The following is an 18,756-nucleotide window of genomic DNA, read 5'->3' on the forward strand; positions in this document are numbered from 1 at the left end:
ATGAAAGCACTACAACCACCAAAATTGTAATTATTAGTAAAGGAAGGCAAAAAAATAACGGAATCAACATGGATTCCGCTACCTATAACATTATAGAAAAAAGGGAGGTTTTGCCACATCAGTGTGGCGAAAAAGTTAGTGTTCAAAGGGAAAGCACTGGAAATCCAGTTTCGGATTTTTGAGAGATACTTCATTTCATTGTTCATTATTTGAACCAACACTTACTAAGTCTGTTGCAATCATTGGAATGGCCCCACCATACCATTGAAGCAGTGTACTTTCGAAATGTTTTTTGGTTTCGATTTCTTATCTAAAGAATAAACAATAGCCGTGAAGATGATATGAAGAACTTGTGTGGAATTTATGAAGATGATTAATAGTTGATTGTAGTTTATTAAATACTCGATCCTTTTAAGTAAAAAGCGTCTGCTTTCCTTTTTTTTTATGATGATTTTATGACATCGATAAAAATTGAGGAAAAAAATAGTATGATGAGGGTGAAAGGACGTGAGCATAGTGACTAGAGTATTAATCGTAGATGATGAAAGAGGAATTATAGAGGTTTTAGAAGCATATTTAGAGCGACAAGGTTTTGAAATTCAATCAGCAGAAAATGGTGTTGAAGCATTACGAAAGGTGAAATCCTTTGAGCCAGATTTAATGATACTAGACCTAATGCTACCTGATATTTCAGGGGAAGAAGTATGTCGTCTTGTTCGAATGGAATCGGATTTGCCCATATTAATGTTAACAGCCAAATCTGCAGAAGACGATCGAATTAATGGAATTGTGATCGGAGCAGATGATTATGTTACCAAACCGTTTAGTCCAAGAGAAGTCATTGTCCGCGTTCAGGCCATTTTAAGACGAACTCAAAAAGCTCCAGTTCAGGCACAAACCCAACCAGAAAACGGAATTCTATCTTTTAATCAAAGACATTTAACGATAGATCCATTAAAAAAAGAAGTACTGGTTGGTGATGAACTTGTAACCTTAACACCAATTGAATATAAATTGCTTACAAATATGGCAGATTACCCTGGTCGGGTTTATAGTCGATTAGATTTATTAGAAAAAATCCAAGAAGAAGGTATGTATTACGAAGGATATGAGCGAAGTATAGACACTCATATAAAAAATCTCCGCAAAAAAATGGAGGTAGACTCGAGAACTCCAGAGTATATCTTAACCGTGTTTGGGATGGGGTATAAGTTTGGAGGGAAAAAGGATGTTGCAAACCCTTCGCGCTAAGATTCTTTTTCATCTTCTATTAGTTTCCATGAGTGGAATTGTTTTAGTAAGCCTCTTTGTCCAAGGAGGCTTTGAGGAAAGCTTTCAAAGTTACTTAGATACAAATAGGAAGGACCAAATTCGCAGGGTGGAAGAGGAACTGAAAAAGGAATATAAAGAAAAGGGTTTTCTCACTGGTGAAACAGCCTTTTATATCATGCATGAGCATGGGATGATGGATCAGTTATTCTACCTTGTCTATGATGAATATAATGAGTTAATTATTGACTCTACTTCCATAAGAGGCTTGCTAGAGGAGCTAGGGATTAGCAGTCCAAAGTTTTCAGAAGATAACTTTCAAGCCGAAACGTACTCTATTCATTTAAAGGATAAAAAGATTGGAAAAATGACTGTTTTTTATCCGATTGAATTAATCGATGCAGAATCCAACTTTTTAAAAGCCATTCAACAATATATACTTGTCGCTGTTGCCTTAACTATTCTGTTGGCTTTTATTATGAGTATACTTTTTTCCAGAAAGTTAACTGAAGGGTTTCAAAAGCTATCCCTTGGGGCTAAAGCATTGAAGAAGCATCAGCATGATATTGAAATACCACTAGATAACCTGTCAGAAGAGATGAAGGAATTGGCCATTTCCTTTAATGAGCTTGCTCGTTCTTTAGCGAAAGAGGAAAGGCTACGTAAGCAATTCACTTGGGACTTAGCTCATGAACTTCGAACGCCACTTGCTACGCTAAGGAGCCAAATTGAAGCCTATCAAGACGGTATTTGGGACCCGACACCTAAGCGTCTTGAACAAAGTCACGAAGAACTGATGAGACTCGTTCGATTAGTTAATGAACTTGAAAAACTATTGGCTGCAGAAAATCCGCAAATAAAATTAGAAAAGGTTAAACTGATCCCAGATGAAATAGTAAAGAGAATGTATGAATCTTTTTCCCTCTCCTTTAAGCAAAAAGGCGTTGACCTAAAAGTAGAGTCTACAGAACGCTCAGCCGGCTTTTCGGGCGATAAGGATAGAGTGATTCAAATTTTAACGAATATTATTAACAATGCCCTTAAATATACACCGGAAGGTAATGGAGTGTCATTGTCCGTCGTTGAGAAGGACGAAATGGTCGGCTTTTCTATTAAAGACGAGGGATCTGGTATACCTGAGGAAGACATTCCACATGTTTTCGAACGATTTTATCGCGGTGATAAATCAAGAGATCGAAAAACGGGGGGCATTGGAATAGGCTTATCCATCGTCAAAGCACTAGTCGATGCCCATAACGGCAAAATCGAAGTTAATAGTTCACTAGGAAAAGGAACACAAGTAAACATCCTATTCCCAAAAGATACACTTTAACACACCAACGCGCTCGGGGACAGTCCCCGAGCGCGTTAACACGTTAAAGGAGCGGGGGACTGTCCCCACATCCTTTAAAGCGTTAAAATTGGTAGGTGTTTTTTCCAGGGGGCGAGGAATTTGGCTGTTGCTGGGGTTGGGTTTTGTAGGACTGTATTTGTTGCTCCTACTTGTTGGACTTTACCTTCCATTAAGAAAAGTAATCGGTTGGAAAGGGATTGGATTTCTAGTAAATCATGGCTGATAAAGACGGTGGTCGTTTTTGTTAAGTGAACAATCTTTTGAAAATCATCTATTAATTTCATCTTTGTTGGAAAGTCCAATGCAGAGAAGGGCTCGTCTAAGAAAAGTACTTCAGGTTGGATAACTAAAGCTCTGGCTAAGTTTACACGCTGTGCTTCCCCACCTGACAACTGATGTGAGTTTTTAAAGGCTAAATGACTTATTTCGAATAGTTCTAGCATTTCTGTTACTTTCATTTTCACAACATCTTTCGGTTCCTTCCGCCATTTTAGTCCGATAGCGACATTTTCAAAAACGGTCCCTTGAATCAGCAAGGACTGCTGCAGAGCAACCGAAAAGTTTCTTCTCAAAGGAAGCGGAATCGTTTTAGCTGTCCATTTTTCCCCACGATAAAGTGTAGCACCCTCTATAGGATTATCTAAAAAAGCTAGCAGTTTTAAAAACGTACTTTTTCCAGCACCATTAGGTCCCATAATTCCTAAAAAGTCTCCTTCGTAAAGTTCAAAGGAGGGAATATCCAAAACTATTTTATCTCTAACTCGATATTGAACATCTTCCATTTCTAAAATGGGGATCATCTTGAACTGCCACTCCTCTGCTGAAGAAAGGTTAAAATAAACGTAATGATAAATGCGATGGTCATTAGAATAAAGGATAGGGCTAAAGCAACATCAAAATTTCCTTTCGATACTTCCATCACAATTGAGGTGGTGAGTATCCTCGTTTCATCACGAAGATTACCCCCAACCATCATCGCGGCACCGACTTCTGCTAATATTCTTCCAAGTCCAGCAATCACCGCTGCTAAAATAGCTACTTTTGTTTCTTTTAACAAAAGAAATAACGTCTGTCCTTTCGTCGCACCTAAAGCTTTGAGCTGCATCAGAAACTTTCCATCAATTTGTTGAAAAGCCGAACTTGTTAAACCAACTACAATTGGAAGGGAAACAAGAATTTGGGCCAAAATAATCGCTGTTGGTGTGTATAACCAAGAAAGCCAGCCTAGAGGACCCGACCTCCAAAGAAAAATAGTAATCCATAGCCCTGCTACGACAGGGGGAAGCCCCATCCCAATATTAATGAATACTAGCACTATTTTTCTACCTGGAAATCGTAGTAACCCTAATAGGACACCTAAGGGAATACCAACCAATGTACTAACTAAAATCGCGGTCATCGAAACTTTAATAGTTAACCAGGTGATTTTAAAAATTTCTTGATCCCCACTTATGATCATTTGCCACGCTTTAATAAAGCCACCGATTAATAAATCCATGTTGCCTCCTAACTGTCAGCCATCCTAATCTACTCAGTATATTTAAAAAACAACGACTGACCGAATTCCTCTTTTCCGAAGTCTTCAATTACTTGCTGTGTTTCTTCATCAATTAAAAATTCAACAAATGCCTTTGCACCTTCTGAATTTACCTTATCATGTTTTTCAGGATTCACCTGCATCACATGATAAATATTAAGTAAATCCTCATCGCCTTCTACCAAAAGTGTAAGGTCCTTTAAGTTTTTTTCTTGAGCTAGAAAGGTTGCTCGATCAGTTAACGTATAACCTAGTTTTTCCACCGTAACGTTCAATGTTGGACCCATACCTTGACCCGTTTCCAAGTAATTGTCCGCTGCTTTAGGATCAACATTGATAGACTTCCAAATCGCTAATTCCTTCTTATGTGTACCTGAATCATCTCCACGAGAAATAAATGTAGCATTAGCTGCTGCTATTTTTTCAAATGCTTGCTTTACATCAAGACCTTTAATTCCAGCAGGGTCGGATGAAGGACCAATAATAATAAAATCATTATACATGACACGTTTACGATTTATGGCATCACCACTATCCATAAGTTCCATTTCAGCAGCTGGCGCATGCACAAGGAGGACATCTGCTTCACCTTTTTTACCCATCTCAAGAGCTTGTCCCGTTCCCACAGCGATTGTTTTCACTTTATAACCGCTCTCTTCCTCGAACAGAGGCTGAAGTATGTCCAGTAATCCACTATCTTGTGTACTTGTTGTGGTAGCTAAAATCAAGTCTTTGTTTTGAACGACTTTATCTTCCTTCTTTTTGTCTGTAGTTTGATTGGAACAACCTGAAATAACTACAAATAGGGCTAATAATAATACGAGGAAAAATCGTTTTTTCTTCATCGAATAACACTCCTTTTAAAATTCAATTATAGCTGTTCCTAGTTGCTCTAAGTCGTAACCAGGGCAATCTTTTAATCCATCTCTTAACGAATCACTTTGCAATAATTCTACTAATCTTGTTAGTGTTTCTTTATTTTCTTCCGTCCACTTTAAAACAAAATCAAATTGCTCTCGTGCAATGGGAATGAAGTCTAAATTAAGGTGATTGGCAGCTGCTTGGATACCAAACGTAACATCTGCAGCCCCTCTACTAATATAGGAAGCAGCAGAAAGGTGGTTCCATTCCACTACCTCATAGCCAGTAATGTTTTTAGGGCTGATTTTTTCCTGCGCAAGTAAAGAGTCAAATAAAAATCTAGTACCCGAGCCCTTTTGACGATTAACAAATTTAATATCAGCTCTTGCCAAATCTGATATCTTACTAATTTTTTTAGGATTTCCTTTTGGTAAAATTAATCCTTGCTCACGTGTTGCAAACCGAATTAAGGAGATCTTCTCATGAACAAAGAGCTGGTTAATAAATGGTAAATTATATTCTTGTGATGTGGGGTCCATCAAGTGGATGGCCGCTATATCACATTGACCTCGATAGAGCATCATCAATCCCTCTAAACTACCGATATATGTAGGATGGATATGAATATCATTCCCCAATAAGGAAGTATGTTTGATCAGCTGTTCGACCAATATATCATGGCTCCCAGCTAGTCTAAGTGGCTTTGGATAATCAACTTCCTTTGTTGCATGTTGGTGCTGTGATGGTGCTTTCTGCTTCTCCTTAAATTGATCAAGCTCCACCTGCTCAATCCGCATTTTATTACCAATTTTAAATGCATTAAGCTCACCGCGTTTAATAAGTTCATAAACAGTATGCTTAGATATTTGAAAAATTTTGGCCACTTCATCTGGGGTATAGACTTTATCCTCCATTTACATTCCTCCTTTCCATTAACTATAAGCAGTTACTTTCACTTTTGCAGTGACTTTTGTCTGGTTTCGTCAAGTTTCGTTAAGTTTTATTAGTTTTAATTCTACTAAAATTGATAAAATCCTTTAAAACGAAATAAAAAATGACCAGAAGATTGCTAACAATCTCTGGCCAACTTCATTCTATAATCAATTTAGGGTTAATCTGCTTGTTCCTCTTTTACTTCCTCAACTTTAATGCCACAACAGTCTTTTGTATCGGAGGTAACCTCCTTGATTTCAATACTACAGCAATTATCACTTGAACTTTTTCGGAATAAAGATTTTAGATTTTTAAACATTTGAACAACTCCCTTTAGTAAATTTATTAATCAATTATTTTTGATGTAATTACATTATATTGGCATTAGGGCAGTAGCGCAACTATAAAATCAATAAAATTTGATTTATAAATCGACAACTTATTTTCAATCAATTTAAGCAGAAACATCGTAAAGCTAATCAAAGTTCTATAAAATAGAAGGAACGATAAAATAGATAGGGGAGTCAAAATCGATGGGGAATAGTCACCTTCATTTCAATACAACCATTGGACGGAAGAAGCCAGAGAATATTCGAAATAAACAGCAGCCTTGTCCTTTTTGTGCACGAGAAGAGTTGACCGATATTATTGCGACAGACGGTCCTATTATATTGTTGAAAAATAAATTCCCTGTTCACGAGAATGCATACCAAACAGTACTTATTGAAACAGATGATTGCCAGGGGGAAATATCCCGCTATGAGGACTCCTTTTTAGAAAGATTACTATCATTTGGTATTAAACATTGGATGAAGATGGAGGAGTCTGGGGAGTACAAATCTGTATTGTTTTTCAAAAATCATGGTCCGTTTTCAGGAGGAACTATCGCACATCCACATATGCAAATCATTGGCTTGTATGATATTGACTATAAAGAGAAGATTAATAAAGAGTGTCTAAAAGGCTATATTATTGACCAAAAAAATGGAGTCGATTTTACCCTTTCATCAAAACCGAGCATCGGATTTTACGAGTTTAATGTACGGATGACGAATCAACGACAAATTAAGGCGTTTTCTAGCTATGTTAAAACAGCTGTCTCTTATTTGTTAAATGATTTTCCATTTCATTGTAGTAGCTATAATCTGTTTTTCTATGATTTTGATGGTGAAATGTTCGTAAAAATCGTTCCAAGGTTCATTACTACACCAATCTACATCGGTTATAGTATTCCACAAGTACCTAATAACCTCACATGGATGGTTGAAGATATACAAGAGCGATATTTTCATGATGGAAAATAAATAAAGTTGTGATTTTCTCACAATAAAAATATAATTAAGATTTAGGACATTGGTTAACAAAGGAGCAAAAATTTATGAGTACGAAAAATACATCAACGTCTAGACTTGATTATAATCTTATATTAATTTTATTTTTACTGTTTTTAGCTAGTTGTATTTCGATATATAGTGCACAAAAATCTGGCCAATATATTGATAAATTTTTAATTAAACAATTGGTTTGGTACTTCGTAGGTACGGGAATTATTGCGGTAGTTATTCATTTTGATTCGGACCAATTAAAGAAGCTCAGTTGGTATGTGTATGGTTTGGGAATCAGTTTGTTGCTTTTCTTGATAGTAGCTCCAGCAAGTATAGCCCCAGTGATTAATGGGGCAAAAAGTTGGTTTAAGGTTCCTGGAATGGGATCACTACAACCATCTGAATTTGTAAAGGTCTTTATCATCTTAGCTTTAGCAAGAGTAATCGTTGAACATCATCAAAAGTATCGCTTGAAAACAATCCAATCAGATTTTTGGTTAATGATAAAGATGGGTTTGATCACTTTATTCCCATTAGTGTTAGTCATGCAACAGCCTGATTTAGGAACATCGCTTGTCTTTATTTCTATCTTTTTAGGAATGTTGTTTATTTCAGGGGTTTCATGGCGAATTTTAGTGCCTATCTTTAGTGTGGGGACTACTCTTGTAGCCATCATTTTCTACTTTGTATTATGGAAACCAGAAATTTTGGAAAAGTATCTAGGGGTTAAGGAGTATCAATTTGGTCGAATTTATTCGTGGCTAGATCCTTATAACTATCAAAGCACGACTGGTTTCCAATTAACAAGGTCACTCTTAGCTATTGGTTCAGGAGAGACGACAGGTAAGGGGTATGGTCAGCGGGAAGTATATCTACCTGAGAGCCATTCTGATTTTATTTTTAGTGTGGTTGGTGAAGAGTTTGGATTTATCGGGGCAAGTATCCTGATCAGTCTATTCTTTTTGTTAATCTATCAAATCACGAAAATTGGCATGGAGACGAAAAATGATTTTTACACCTATGTTTGTGTAGGGGTGATTAGCATGATCACGTTCCATGTCTTTCAAAACATTGGAATGACAATCGGTGTACTTCCTATTACCGGAATCCCACTACCATTTGTCAGTTACGGAGGAAGCTCACTTTGGGGGAATATGCTCGCAATCGGCCTTATTTTCTCGATTAGATTTCACTACAAAAAATATATGTTTTCAACTTCTGAATAAAAGAGAAGCGCCTAAAGGACATACAACAATTCCTTAGGCGCTTTTCGCTTTTCTTATTCTATAACTCCAGATTCAAGGACTTTTACATCTGTTACAACTTTGACAGTTAAATTTTTATACATATCTGATTCTTCCCAGTCTTTTTTCAAGTGTAATCCTCGTGTTCTTGTTTGTATAAAAAAACCTAAACCAACTGGGTCGATTTCTTGTTCTTGAAATCGTTTTATCAACGCTTCACACTCTTTCGTTACTTCCTCTTCCAATGCCTTTTCATATTTAGTGATAACCTTTTTTGTCAAGGTTCCAGGGCCAGTATATTCTCGTATTATACCCCTAATTTTTATATGAACAGTTACAGTATACGGGTCGCGTTTCGTAATTTTCATTTTATGCCTCGATGAAATACTGCGGATTACCGCTTTATCAGCATCACGTTCTACTATATGAGAGCCCTCGCTGAACTTATCAACAAGAAGTTTAAAGTAAAACATCTTTTCAGTCTCAAGCGTATCGATCACCCTAATTTTATCTGTTTTAAAAAAGCTAATTCCATTTAATTCGAGTTTATTATCATCTATTTTTTTTATTTGTGGTAAAAACCCTGTTTTCCCAACTTCATAATAATCGCGGAAAAACAGTTGCAAATTGGTTTTAGGAAGGTTTTCGTATTTGATATTATGAAGAAGTAAATTCGAAATAAAAATGGCATTCCCTCTATTTCCATAGTTCCCATTAAGTAATTCTTTAGCATTTCCATCCACAACGACTAAAAATAACCTTGCTCCAATGCTGGCATTTCTTATGGGAGCATCGAGATAATCGATCAATCCCTCATTGGCTAATTTTTTTCCAAATAAAAAAACCTCTAAGCTACCCTCTGATAACGGTTCAGGAGACTGTTCTTGTAAGTAATTTACTAATTCTCTGCTTGTAGATGCTGTTGTTGTTAAAGTGGTGTTTTTAATCGATTTGTCAGGTTGAAAATTATAAACAAGCATTGTTCCTTCTATTTTATCTTCTTCCTTCCAATCATAGCCACGAGCAATTTCGATAGCAATATCATCTAGTATTTCTTTTTGAACACAGCCTGTTAAGAAAAAGAGAGAGAGTAGCCCTACTCCAAATCGATTTGTCATTTTTTCTTCACCTTCCTGACAATTAAAACAGTAACCAATAAGAATGGAATGTAAAAATAATTCACATAAAACCCTATTTTTCCCGTTAAATCATTTAACCAATTAATTTGATCACGAGTCTCAAAAAAGTTTAAACTGACAAGGCATAGCAGGGCGATTAAGATGACGCCTTTTTTTTGTTTTATATTTACAGTCCTCTTTAGAATTCGGCTTGAACACCAGATTGCGATGCATATATTCGGTAATATAATTAAGTTCCAATTGGCAATTCCAATATATTCAAATCTTTCTACAAATGGTAATTGAACGATTTTCCACATACTTAATGTTGCCCAAACTGTTTTTTCAAGCTGTCCTTCTGAAAAATAAGCAAAAGTAATAATGGTTAGGACCGTATAAAGAAAAGTTGTTGATAAAATGGCAAGGTGTGCCCATTTTTTTGATTTTTCTGGGTTCTTTATGTATGGGTAGTACATCATTAACGTTTCAAACCCTAAATAAGTTAAGCTCATATCCCTTGTTGCCAAAAAAATATCTTTCAGCTTATGATCAAAAATGGGTAGAATACTTTCAAAATTAGAGAAAGGAACAGTATAGGCAAAAGTTAAGATTAAATAGCTAGGCAAAACGGTACAGAAAAAGGCAATTCCTGTAACCGTTCGAAAGCCACCATAAATTATGTAAATGGTTGCTAAGAGATAGGCAAAGGCATACCAAAACGTTTTTAAATCAGGAAACATCCAAACTTGAATGATTTCGATATAGGTTCTCAGGACAGCTGTTGCTAATAGAACAAAATAGATGGTAAACACACTGCTTATTATTTTTCCAACCTTATTCCCCAATATGAAGGTGTGCACACTTACTAAATCCCCATTTGTCGACTCAAGGACTTTAAACATAATCCAAATAATAATATGATTGAATAGACCAGCGATAATGACAGATATCCAAGCATCATATCCAGCAGTTTTGGCAATAATTCTTTGAAAACCAAGAACCCCAATTCCGATTTGCATGGAGCTAATTAAAAAAAATACAAGAAAGTGTGAAATTTTTGATTTTTCAGGAATGGATACTGACATTTAATAGCCTCCATGAACCTTTATTCGTCAATGTCCTGTTTTTTGTCTTTCGTTTTCTTTTTATTAAAACGAACAGGCTGTTCAGTTCTTAAAAATTGTGGCCGCATGTTTTGTTTACTAAAGGGCAAACGAATAAGAGCATCTTTAAAATCGTGAACTCGTAAAGGATAAAGGGGCTCTAAAAAAGGTCGCCCTAACGAAGTAAGTCTGAGTAAATGAGTCATAAGGAGAATAAAGCAAAAAACAACCCCTAGTAATCCCCATAGTTCTGCAAAAAGTAAGAATGGAAATCTAAGTACCCGAATTGTATTACCCATTTTGTACACTGGAGTTGTAAAGGAAGCGAGTGCTGATAATGCAACAAGAATAAGTAGGACGTTACTCGTTAAACCGGCCTGAACCGAAGCTGTTCCAATTACGATCCCGCCCACGATACCGATTGTTTGACCTACTTTTGTCGGTAGTCGCGCTCCAGCCTCTCTTAACAGTTCAATCGTTAATTCCAAAAAAAGAGCTTCTAAAATAGGAGGTAGTGGAACCTCTCGTCTTGAAGTTATCAAGGTACTTAACAAATCCTTCGGAATAAGCTCATAATGATAGCTTAAAGTTGCTACATAGATAGGGGTAATCAAAATCGAAAATGCAACCGCAAATAAACGTATTAAACGAAAAAAGGAAGAAAGTATATAATTTAAGTAGTAATCCTCAAATGATCCAAAAAATTCTACCAAGGTAGTTGGAGCAATCAAGATGTGAGGCGATCCGTCCACTACGATGGCAATTTTTCCTTCTGCCAAGATTGCAGCTACCCGATCGGGTCTTTCCGTATCTAATAACAAAGGAAAAGGCGAGTGCTTATTATCAGAAATAATCTGCACAATATAAGAGCTATCTACGATATTATCAATTTCAATATCTTTAATTCGTTGGATGATTGTGTTTAGATTTTCAGGGTCTGCAATCCCTTCTACATGCATGATGCCAACTCTTGTTTTGGAAAGTTTTCCAACTGTAAGCTCCTCAACGATTAATTCTTTAATTGGAAGCCTTTTTCGAATTAAATTTAAATTTTGTCCTATGGATTCCACAAAGGACTCTTTAGGACCAATAACACTAAATTCAACTTCTGGCGGTGCGACAGTCCTTACAATCTCTTTCTGAGCAGCGATAAAGGCAAATCTCTTTTTCTCTGTCTCGATCGTTACAAGGATATAACCGTTAAAAATCTTTTGTTCAATTTGTGAAGCATCATCACTAATTTGAACATCTGACATCGGAACAATTAATTTAATATCATCGAGCTCATTAAAGTCCTTTTCAAGTAAATAAGGAAGAATATTGGTTTGTAATGTGTTTTCATCAATGATTGTTGACATGAATGAAAAGCAAAAACGCACCTTTGTTTTTTGGTTCACATAAAATATTTTTTTGAAATCGTTTGAACGGACCAAAAATTTCTCCCACTCTTTTTTTTCCATATCATTCTTTACTTCGCTTTTAAAAAACCAGCTCTTCATTCAACACACCACCTTTAAGCTTATCCCTATTGTTTACTATTAATGGAAAGATTATGAATGATGTTTTTTATTCATAATTTATCATAAAAAAGAACCTACTCAAATTGTGAGCAGGTCCCAAAAAGGCTTACTATTTAATCTACTTCACTTTTTTGGTAATATGAAAGTGTGCTGAATGATAGTAGTGAAGAACGGAAAGATGTAATACTTGTCCATGATTCCAAATGACGAGAGAAGGTAGGTGCCTAAGTGAACAAAGCTTTTGTGCAACAATTCGAAGCGCTGATGAATAAATATAGTGAGCTCCTAGTAGGTGAAGCAGGCGAAGAGGTAAAAGAAAAAGTCACAATGTGGGCGCTTTATTCTCATATCGCTAAATCGATGCCTGCCTTGGCCAAACATTGGAATGAAATGTACCCTGATGCAAAAGCGGAAATGAAACAGGTAATTGAGGAGATTAAGGAATTAAATGAAGCACATCGTGCAGGAAATAAATAAAGGGTTTGGCCAGATTGCTGTGGCCGAACCCCCTTTTTTATTATGGCTGTTTTCGCAAAGATTGTTGCTTTTCGAACCAAGAATAATTCCGTATTAAATATGGCTTCGTGGCATCTTTTCGTATCTTTTTGAAATTTTCATGTGCTAGTCTTTTGTTTTGTTGCTTATGTTAGTAGCAATAGCAACAAAGTTTACGAAAAGAGCCTTTATTATTGCATTGGTAGGTTCCCATACGGAAATTGGTTCGTGTAGCCTTGAAACTGTTGGTACGATTGTTGAAGCTTTTGTTGATCCGCTGCTTCAATTTTATACCAGCCTTTTTTGAACATCATATTATATAATTCACGCTGACAATTTTGGGTTTCATTAAATAATGTAAGGACATCTTGATAAAGTCCACTATGGCTAGCCTCATTTAAGGCTGTGCTATAGGCATCAGTCATATATTTTTCATTTGCGAGCAAATCGTTTAGAAAGTCACGTTCATTCATTTGTGGTGTTTTTTGAACAGGTGATTCAGGATTTTGGATTGTTTGCTGATTTTGATTCATCGTTACATACCCCCTATTGCATTCCTGATAATGGTTGTTGATTTTGCAAATGTACATTCATATGATTAAGAATTTTTGTGTAATGACGTTGATGCATTTGACCACACTTTTCCATAAGCGCTTTAATCTCTGGGTCTTGGCAGTGCTCAGCAAAGAAATGCGCTTTTTTCATTGATAATAAATTCCATGACATCATGTCGGTTAAATACATAGAATCCTTTGTCGAAATGACCCCAGGTGGCTCAGGCATCACCCCTTGTTGATTTTGCATATTCATATTCTGTGGTTGCATGCTTTGTTGTTGATTATTCATACCTTGTTGTTGCATGTGGAATCCTCCTTAGAGCTGGTTATTTCTAAATTGTGTTTTAGCAGTTTACGAAAATAGCCTTCCCGACTATAGAAATTGCTATTCCAATATTTTGAAGGTTTCACAAAGAATACGAAAATAGTGTGAAAAATACCGTATTCAAATAGAATTAATAATGTTAAAATTGTCGGGGCGAATACTTTATTATTATTTGATTAATAGTTTTTTTGAAATCGTTTTCAAGGGGGAAGTTGGAGATGGAACAGTTAATGAAGGATTTCTTTCTCTTTTTATCTAAAAATAAAGCTTTAACAAAAGCAGCCAAAAAATATGGCTTGCGTTTTGGTGCATCTCGATTTGTAGCCGGGGAACTAACCGAAGATGCAGTACGAGTGATAAAAGAATTGAATAAAAAGGGTCTGTTAGTGACAATTGATTACTTAGGTGAATTCGTTGAAACGGAGCAAGAGGCGAATGAAAAAACAGAGCATTCCATTGCAACATTAGAAGCAATTGGGCGCGAAAAATTACAATCTCAACTTTCTTTAAAAATGACTTCAATGGGACTAGATATTTCAGATGAAGTTATTCTACGCAATATGCGTCGTATTTTAGATACAGCAAAAAAATATGATATTTTTGTCACGATTGATATGGAAGACTATAGTCGCTATCAAAAAACATTAGATATATTTAAAATGCTTAAAGCGGAGTATGATAATGTAGGTACAGTGTTACAAGCTTACTTATATCGTGTTGCGGACGATGTTGAGGATTTAAACTCTTTGTCACCTAATTTACGTTTAGTAAAGGGTGCATATAAAGAATCACCTGAGGTAGCCTTCCCTGAAAAGAAGGATGTCGATGAAAACTATAAGAAAATTATTAAAATGCATCTTCTAAACGGTAACTATACAGCCATTGCATCTCATGATGAGGCAATTATTGAATATACGAAACAGATTGCAAAAGAACATAACATACCAAATAGTCAATTTGAATTCCAAATGCTATACGGTATAAAAAATGATCTACACTTAAAGCTTGCTAAAGAAGGATATACCTTCCGTGTTTATGTACCTTACGGAAATGATTGGTACGGGTATTTTATGCGTCGTCTGGCAGAACGTCCAGCTAACGTGGCATTTGTTCTTAAAGGAATGTTTAAATAAACGATAAGGCAAACCTAAAATGGTTTGCCTTATCGTTTATTTTTTATATTGATTATTCTGGCTGTTCACTTTCTTTTTACCTTCTCGTTCTTGATTTGGTCCTGCATCACCCTGGACGCTAGCAGCACTAACCCCTGCTTTGGACGGGTCTTTTTTATGTCTTGCCATGAATTATCACCTCGAGTTTTATCATTTCCAATTTAGAACTTTTTTCATTCAAAAAATAAAAAAATTACTTTCCTAAAATGGAGTTTTACCGTTGCGTAAATTTTCAAAATATTTTATAGTAATAAGTAACAAGACTCAATCATTGGGCAAAATTTTTTTGGAGTAAAAATGAATGAGTGTTCATTCAACGAATATAAAGGGGGAAATAAACTTGATTCAGAGTATAAAAAAGGCTGCTGTTTTAGGATCTGGGGTGATGGGTTCAGGGATTGCTGCCCATTTAGCAAACATCGGAATCCCTTCCTTATTATTAGATATCGTGCCACGTGAAGTAACAGAGGATGAAAAAAGTAAAGGATTGACGATAGAAAGTAAGCAAGTGAGAAATCGCTATAGCTCTTTAGCCTTACAAAAGCTTCTAAAGCAGAAGCCAGCACCACTTACATCAAAAAGTAACTTAGCCTTAATAGAAGCAGGGAACTTAGAAGATGATATGCACAAACTTGCAGAAGTAGACTGGATTATTGAAGTGGTAGTAGAAAATTTAACTGTAAAAAAGCAGGTTTTTGAAAAAGTTGATCAATATCGTAAACCAGGAAGTATTGTCAGCTCCAATACTTCAGGTATTAGTGTTGAAGCCATGATCGAAGGAAGATCAGAAGACTTCCAAAAGCATTTTTTAGGTACCCATTTCTTCAATCCACCTCGTTATTTAAAATTATTAGAAGTAATTCCAACGAAGCATACCAATCCTGAAGTGCTTTCTTTTATAAAAGAATTTGGCGAGGACGTATTGGGCAAAGGAGTAGTCGAAGCAAAGGATACACCGAACTTCATTGCCAACCGTATTGGAACATATGGATTACTCGTAACTGTTCAAGAAATGTTAAAGGGTGGCTACAGCGTAGGGGAAGTCGATTCGGTAACTGGACCACTAATAGGTCGTCCAAAAAGTGCAACCTTCCGCACACTTGATGTAGTTGGATTAGATACGTTTGCACATGTTGCAAAGAACGTTTATGAACTTGTTGAGGGTGATGAAAAAGAGGTCTTTAACGTCCCAGCCTTTATGACTAAAATGCTTGAAAATGGCTGGTTAGGAAGTAAGTCTGGTCAAGGATTCTTCCTTAAACAAGGTAAAGACATTCTTGAGTTAGACCCAAACACATTAGAATATGGACCACGTCAAAAGCTAAAAACTGCTTCTGTTGAACTTAGCAAGCAAGAAAAAGATTTAGCTAACAAAATGAAAGCGCTTGTTTATGCCGATGACCGTGCGGGGCAGTTATTATGGAATATCTTAAGCCCAGTTCTTGCTTACTCCGCACACTTACTTGGTACGATTGCTGATGACATTGTAGCTATTGACCGCGCGATGAAATGGGGTTTTGGCTGGGAAATGGGTCCTTTCGAAACATGGGATGCCATTGGTCTAAGAAAATCAGTAAGCAAAATGAATCATGTCCCAACATGGATTAATGAAATGCTCGAGAACGGCCATGAAACTTTTTATAAAGAAGAGGCTGGTAAGCTATACTTCTATCAAAATGGTGAATATAAGGAAGTTGTAGAAAACTCAAAAGTTATTAACTTAAAGCGCTTGAAGAAAGAGAAGGGCGTTATTAATAAGAACAGTGGAGCAAGCCTAATCGACCTTGGAGATGGAGTTGCCTTACTTGAATTCACTTCTCCAAATAATGCGATAGGATTAGATATTATCCAAATGATTAATTTTGCGGTCGATGAGGTGGAGAAAAACTATAAAGGACTTGTCATTGGTAATCAAGGGAAAAACTTCTGTATAGGTGCGAACCTCGCCATGATATTAATGGAAGCTCAAGATGATAACTTCTATGAGCTGGATATGGTTATACACCAGTTCCAACAGGCGATGATGAAGATTAAGTACAGTCGTAAACCAGTTGTCACTGCAGCCTTTGGCATGACACTTGGTGGAGGATCGGAGGTTAGCTTACCATCTACAAGAATTCAGGCATCATCTGAAACTTATATGGGGCTTGTTGAGGTGGGTGTCGGTTTAATCCCAGGTGGTGGGGGTAACAAAGAGTTATACATCAAGCACCTTGAAAGTATGCCTAATGGTGTCGACTTCGACTTACAAAAGGTTGCCAATAAAGTGTTTGAAACGATTGCAATGGCGAAGGTTTCGACTTCTGCAGCGGAAGCTTTTGAAAACAATTTCTTAGGCAGCAAAGACGGAATTAGTGTTAATGGAGATCATCTTCTTTATGATGCCAAACAAGCTGTTTTGAGCCTACACGAAAATGGCTATACACCACCCGTTCGAAAAAAAGTCCCAGTCGTTGGTGAAACAGGCTATGCAACTTTATTGCTTGGTGCTGAAACGATGTTCCTATCTGGATATATATCAGAGCATGACTTAAAGATTGCTAAAAAACTAGCATTTGTCATTGCTGGTGGAAAAGTTCCATACGGCACTGAAGTGGATGAGCAATATTTATTAAATCTTGAAAAAGAAGCATTCTTAAGCCTTCTTGCAGAACCGAAAACACAAGCAAGAATGCAGTATATGCTCGTAAAAGGAAAGCCATTACGCAATTAAATAATAGAGTAATAGATACCTAGAGGTTCAAGAAAGAGAGGGATTCTTTTGAGAGAAGCGGTTATCGTTGCAGGGGCTAGAACACCGATTGGCAAGTCGAAAAAAGGAACGTTAGCTCATGTAAGACCAGACGATTTAGGGGCATTAGTCGTTCGGGAAACCCTTAAGCGGGCAGGAAATTATGAAGGTAATATCGATGATTTAATTATTGGGTGTGCGATGCCTGAGGCTGAACAAGGATTAAATATGGCGCGTAATATCGGTGCATTAGCGGGACTTCCTTCTAATGTCCCTGCGATTACCATTAACCGTTATTGTTCATCAGGATTACAAGCGATTGCTTATGGTGCAGAACGAATTATGTTAGGTCACTCCGACACGGTGCTCGCTGGTGGAGCTGAATCAATGAGCTTAGTTCCAATGGTCGGACATACACCACGCCTGAATGTAAAACTGGCTGAAACGGCACCTGAATATTATATGGGTATGGGTCATACGGCAGAAGAGGTTGCAAGACGATTTGGCGTTACTCGTGAAGACCAGGACGCGTTTGCGGTACGAAGCCATCAAAAGGCAGATATGGCAATCAGAGAAGGAAAGTTTGTGGATGAAATAGTTCCAGTTGCAGTTATTCAACGTTTAGTGGGAGCAGACCATAAATTAGTTGAAAAAACGATTATGTTTTCACAAGATGAGGGAGTACGTCCAGATACCTCAATGTCTGGACTGGCAAGACTTCGCCCTGTATTCTCAGTAAACGGAACAGTTACAGCAGGTAATGCATCACAAACAAGTGACGGGGCAGCAGCTGTAATGGTCATGGATCGTGAAAAAGCGGAGTCACTTGGCTTAAAGCCATTAGCCAAATTTCGTTCCTTTGCAGTAGGTGGGGTACCACCTGAAATAATGGGTGTTGGCCCGGTTGTAGCGATTCCTAAAGCTTTGAAGCTTGCTGGATTAGAGCTTTCCGATATCGGCTTAATTGAATTAAATGAAGCATTTGCCTCCCAAGCAATTCAAGTTATTAGGGAGCTTGGAATAGATGAGGAAATAGTAAATGTAAATGGTGGAGGAATTGCTTTAGGTCACCCACTAGGATGTACAGGTGCAAAGCTTACACTAACCCTCATCCACGAAATGAAACGTAGAAATGAGCAATTTGGATTGGTTACGATGTGTATTGGCGGCGGAATGGGTGCTGCTGGTGTATTCGAATTACTATAAAAAGGG

20 protein-coding genes are annotated in these 18,756 nt (G+C 36.9%); 9 read left to right on the forward strand and 11 right to left on the reverse strand.

Annotated elements, in window-relative coordinates:
• From LRP83_RS16860 to LRP83_RS16870, 3 genes are all read left to right on the forward strand, one after another.
• A partial coding sequence (locus LRP83_RS16860; protein WP_230497865.1) for a hypothetical protein occupies positions 1 to 182 on the forward strand: 182 nt, incomplete at its 5' end.
• A 334-nt stretch (positions 183 to 516) separates the two neighbouring features.
• Positions 517 to 1,251, forward strand: coding sequence for a response regulator transcription factor (locus tag LRP83_RS16865; protein WP_230497866.1), 735 nt, complete (start codon positions 517 to 519; stop codon positions 1,249 to 1,251).
• Positions 1,229 to 2,602 carry a sensor histidine kinase gene (locus tag LRP83_RS16870; protein ID WP_230497867.1) on the forward strand — a complete coding sequence of 458 codons (1,374 nt, stop codon included), beginning with the start codon at positions 1,229 to 1,231 and terminating at the stop codon, positions 2,600 to 2,602. Before LRP83_RS16865 ends, LRP83_RS16870 begins: the two co-directional genes overlap by 23 nt.
• Positions 2,603 to 2,676: 74 nt before the next feature.
• Here LRP83_RS16870 and LRP83_RS16875 read toward each other — a convergent pair whose 3' ends face one another.
• The 5 genes from LRP83_RS16875 to LRP83_RS16895 all read right to left on the reverse strand — a co-directional run bounded on the left by LRP83_RS16875 (position 2,677) and on the right by LRP83_RS16895 (position 6,273).
• On the reverse strand, positions 2,677 to 3,423 hold the full coding sequence (locus tag LRP83_RS16875) for an ATP-binding cassette domain-containing protein (protein WP_230497868.1): 747 nt from the start codon (positions 3,421 to 3,423) through the stop codon (positions 2,677 to 2,679).
• The gene (locus LRP83_RS16880; RefSeq protein WP_230497869.1) at positions 3,420 to 4,121 is read right to left on the reverse strand and encodes an ABC transporter permease; all 702 of its coding nucleotides are present in this window, start codon (positions 4,119 to 4,121) and stop codon (positions 3,420 to 3,422) included. Before LRP83_RS16880 ends, LRP83_RS16875 begins: the two co-directional genes overlap by 4 nt.
• 29 nt (positions 4,122 to 4,150) lie before the next feature.
• Positions 4,151 to 5,005, reverse strand: coding sequence for an ABC transporter substrate-binding protein (locus LRP83_RS16885; RefSeq protein WP_230497870.1), 855 nt, complete (start codon positions 5,003 to 5,005; stop codon positions 4,151 to 4,153).
• Between the two features lie 15 nt (positions 5,006 to 5,020).
• A complete protein-coding gene (locus LRP83_RS16890; protein ID WP_230497871.1) occupies positions 5,021 to 5,935 on the reverse strand; it encodes a helix-turn-helix transcriptional regulator in 915 nt (304 codons plus the stop codon).
• Positions 5,936 to 6,132: 197 nt separating this feature from the next.
• Positions 6,133 to 6,273 (reverse strand): hypothetical protein, encoded by a 141-nt coding sequence (locus tag LRP83_RS16895; protein WP_230497872.1) that lies wholly within the window; start codon positions 6,271 to 6,273, stop codon positions 6,133 to 6,135.
• Positions 6,274 to 6,487: 214 nt separating this feature from the next.
• On the opposite strand from LRP83_RS16895, the gene LRP83_RS16900 reads away from it, so the two are divergent.
• Entirely contained in the window at positions 6,488 to 7,258 is a 771-nt protein-coding gene (locus tag LRP83_RS16900; RefSeq protein WP_230497873.1) for a DUF4931 domain-containing protein, read from the forward strand.
• 74 nt (positions 7,259 to 7,332) lie between these two features.
• Positions 7,333 to 8,505, forward strand: a complete 1,173-nt coding sequence (gene rodA, locus LRP83_RS16905) for a rod shape-determining protein RodA (protein WP_230497874.1) — start codon at positions 7,333 to 7,335, stop codon at positions 8,503 to 8,505.
• 53 nt (positions 8,506 to 8,558) lie between these two features.
• On the opposite strand, the gene LRP83_RS16910 is transcribed toward rodA, so the two are convergent.
• The 3 genes from LRP83_RS16910 to LRP83_RS16920 are packed head-to-tail and all read right to left on the reverse strand — an operon-like array spanning position 8,559 to position 12,243.
• Complete coding sequence (locus LRP83_RS16910; protein WP_230497875.1) at positions 8,559 to 9,641, reverse strand: Ger(x)C family spore germination protein; 1,083 nt, start codon at positions 9,639 to 9,641, stop codon at positions 8,559 to 8,561.
• Entirely contained in the window at positions 9,638 to 10,726 is a 1,089-nt protein-coding gene (locus LRP83_RS16915; protein ID WP_230497876.1) for a GerAB/ArcD/ProY family transporter, read from the reverse strand. The genes LRP83_RS16910 and LRP83_RS16915 overlap by 4 nt, the downstream gene beginning before the upstream one ends.
• Positions 10,727 to 10,746: 20 nt before the next feature.
• On the reverse strand, positions 10,747 to 12,243 hold the full coding sequence (locus LRP83_RS16920; protein ID WP_230497877.1) for a spore germination protein: 1,497 nt from the start codon (positions 12,241 to 12,243) through the stop codon (positions 10,747 to 10,749).
• 249 nt (positions 12,244 to 12,492) lie between these two features.
• On the opposite strand from LRP83_RS16920, the gene LRP83_RS16925 reads away from it, so the two are divergent.
• Positions 12,493 to 12,741 carry a YusU family protein gene (locus LRP83_RS16925; RefSeq protein WP_230497878.1) on the forward strand — a complete coding sequence of 83 codons (249 nt, stop codon included), beginning with the start codon at positions 12,493 to 12,495 and terminating at the stop codon, positions 12,739 to 12,741.
• 209 nt (positions 12,742 to 12,950) lie between these two features.
• On the opposite strand, the gene LRP83_RS16930 is transcribed toward LRP83_RS16925, so the two are convergent.
• Both LRP83_RS16930 and LRP83_RS16935 read right to left on the reverse strand, forming a co-directional pair.
• Positions 12,951 to 13,292, reverse strand: coding sequence for a spore coat protein (locus LRP83_RS16930; RefSeq protein WP_230497879.1), 342 nt, complete (start codon positions 13,290 to 13,292; stop codon positions 12,951 to 12,953).
• Positions 13,293 to 13,305: 13 nt separating this feature from the next.
• Complete coding sequence (locus tag LRP83_RS16935) at positions 13,306 to 13,584, reverse strand: hypothetical protein (protein ID WP_230497945.1); 279 nt, start codon at positions 13,582 to 13,584, stop codon at positions 13,306 to 13,308.
• Between the two features lie 275 nt (positions 13,585 to 13,859).
• Here LRP83_RS16935 and LRP83_RS16940 point away from each other — a divergent pair, with 275 nt between their 5' ends.
• Positions 13,860 to 14,774 (forward strand): proline dehydrogenase family protein, encoded by a 915-nt coding sequence (locus tag LRP83_RS16940; protein WP_230497880.1) that lies wholly within the window; start codon positions 13,860 to 13,862, stop codon positions 14,772 to 14,774.
• A 36-nt stretch (positions 14,775 to 14,810) separates the two neighbouring features.
• Here the strand turns inward: LRP83_RS16940 and LRP83_RS16945 are convergent, their stop codons facing one another.
• Complete coding sequence (locus LRP83_RS16945) at positions 14,811 to 14,942, reverse strand: YuzL family protein (protein WP_230497881.1); 132 nt, start codon at positions 14,940 to 14,942, stop codon at positions 14,811 to 14,813.
• 214 nt (positions 14,943 to 15,156) lie between these two features.
• Between LRP83_RS16945 and LRP83_RS16950 the strand changes: the two genes are divergently transcribed.
• Together LRP83_RS16950 and LRP83_RS16955 are read left to right on the forward strand one after the other, a co-directional pair.
• Complete coding sequence (locus LRP83_RS16950; RefSeq protein WP_230497946.1) at positions 15,157 to 17,526, forward strand: 3-hydroxyacyl-CoA dehydrogenase/enoyl-CoA hydratase family protein; 2,370 nt, start codon at positions 15,157 to 15,159, stop codon at positions 17,524 to 17,526.
• A gap of 48 nt (positions 17,527 to 17,574) precedes the next feature.
• Positions 17,575 to 18,750 carry an acetyl-CoA C-acetyltransferase gene (locus tag LRP83_RS16955; protein ID WP_230497882.1) on the forward strand — a complete coding sequence of 392 codons (1,176 nt, stop codon included), beginning with the start codon at positions 17,575 to 17,577 and terminating at the stop codon, positions 18,748 to 18,750.
• Positions 18,751 to 18,756: the final 6 nt, after the last annotated feature.

Origin of the sequence: Pseudoneobacillus rhizosphaerae, from assembly GCF_917563885.1 — a bacterium.
Taxonomy (GTDB): domain Bacteria; phylum Bacillota; class Bacilli; order Bacillales; family Cytobacillaceae; genus Pseudoneobacillus; species Pseudoneobacillus rhizosphaerae.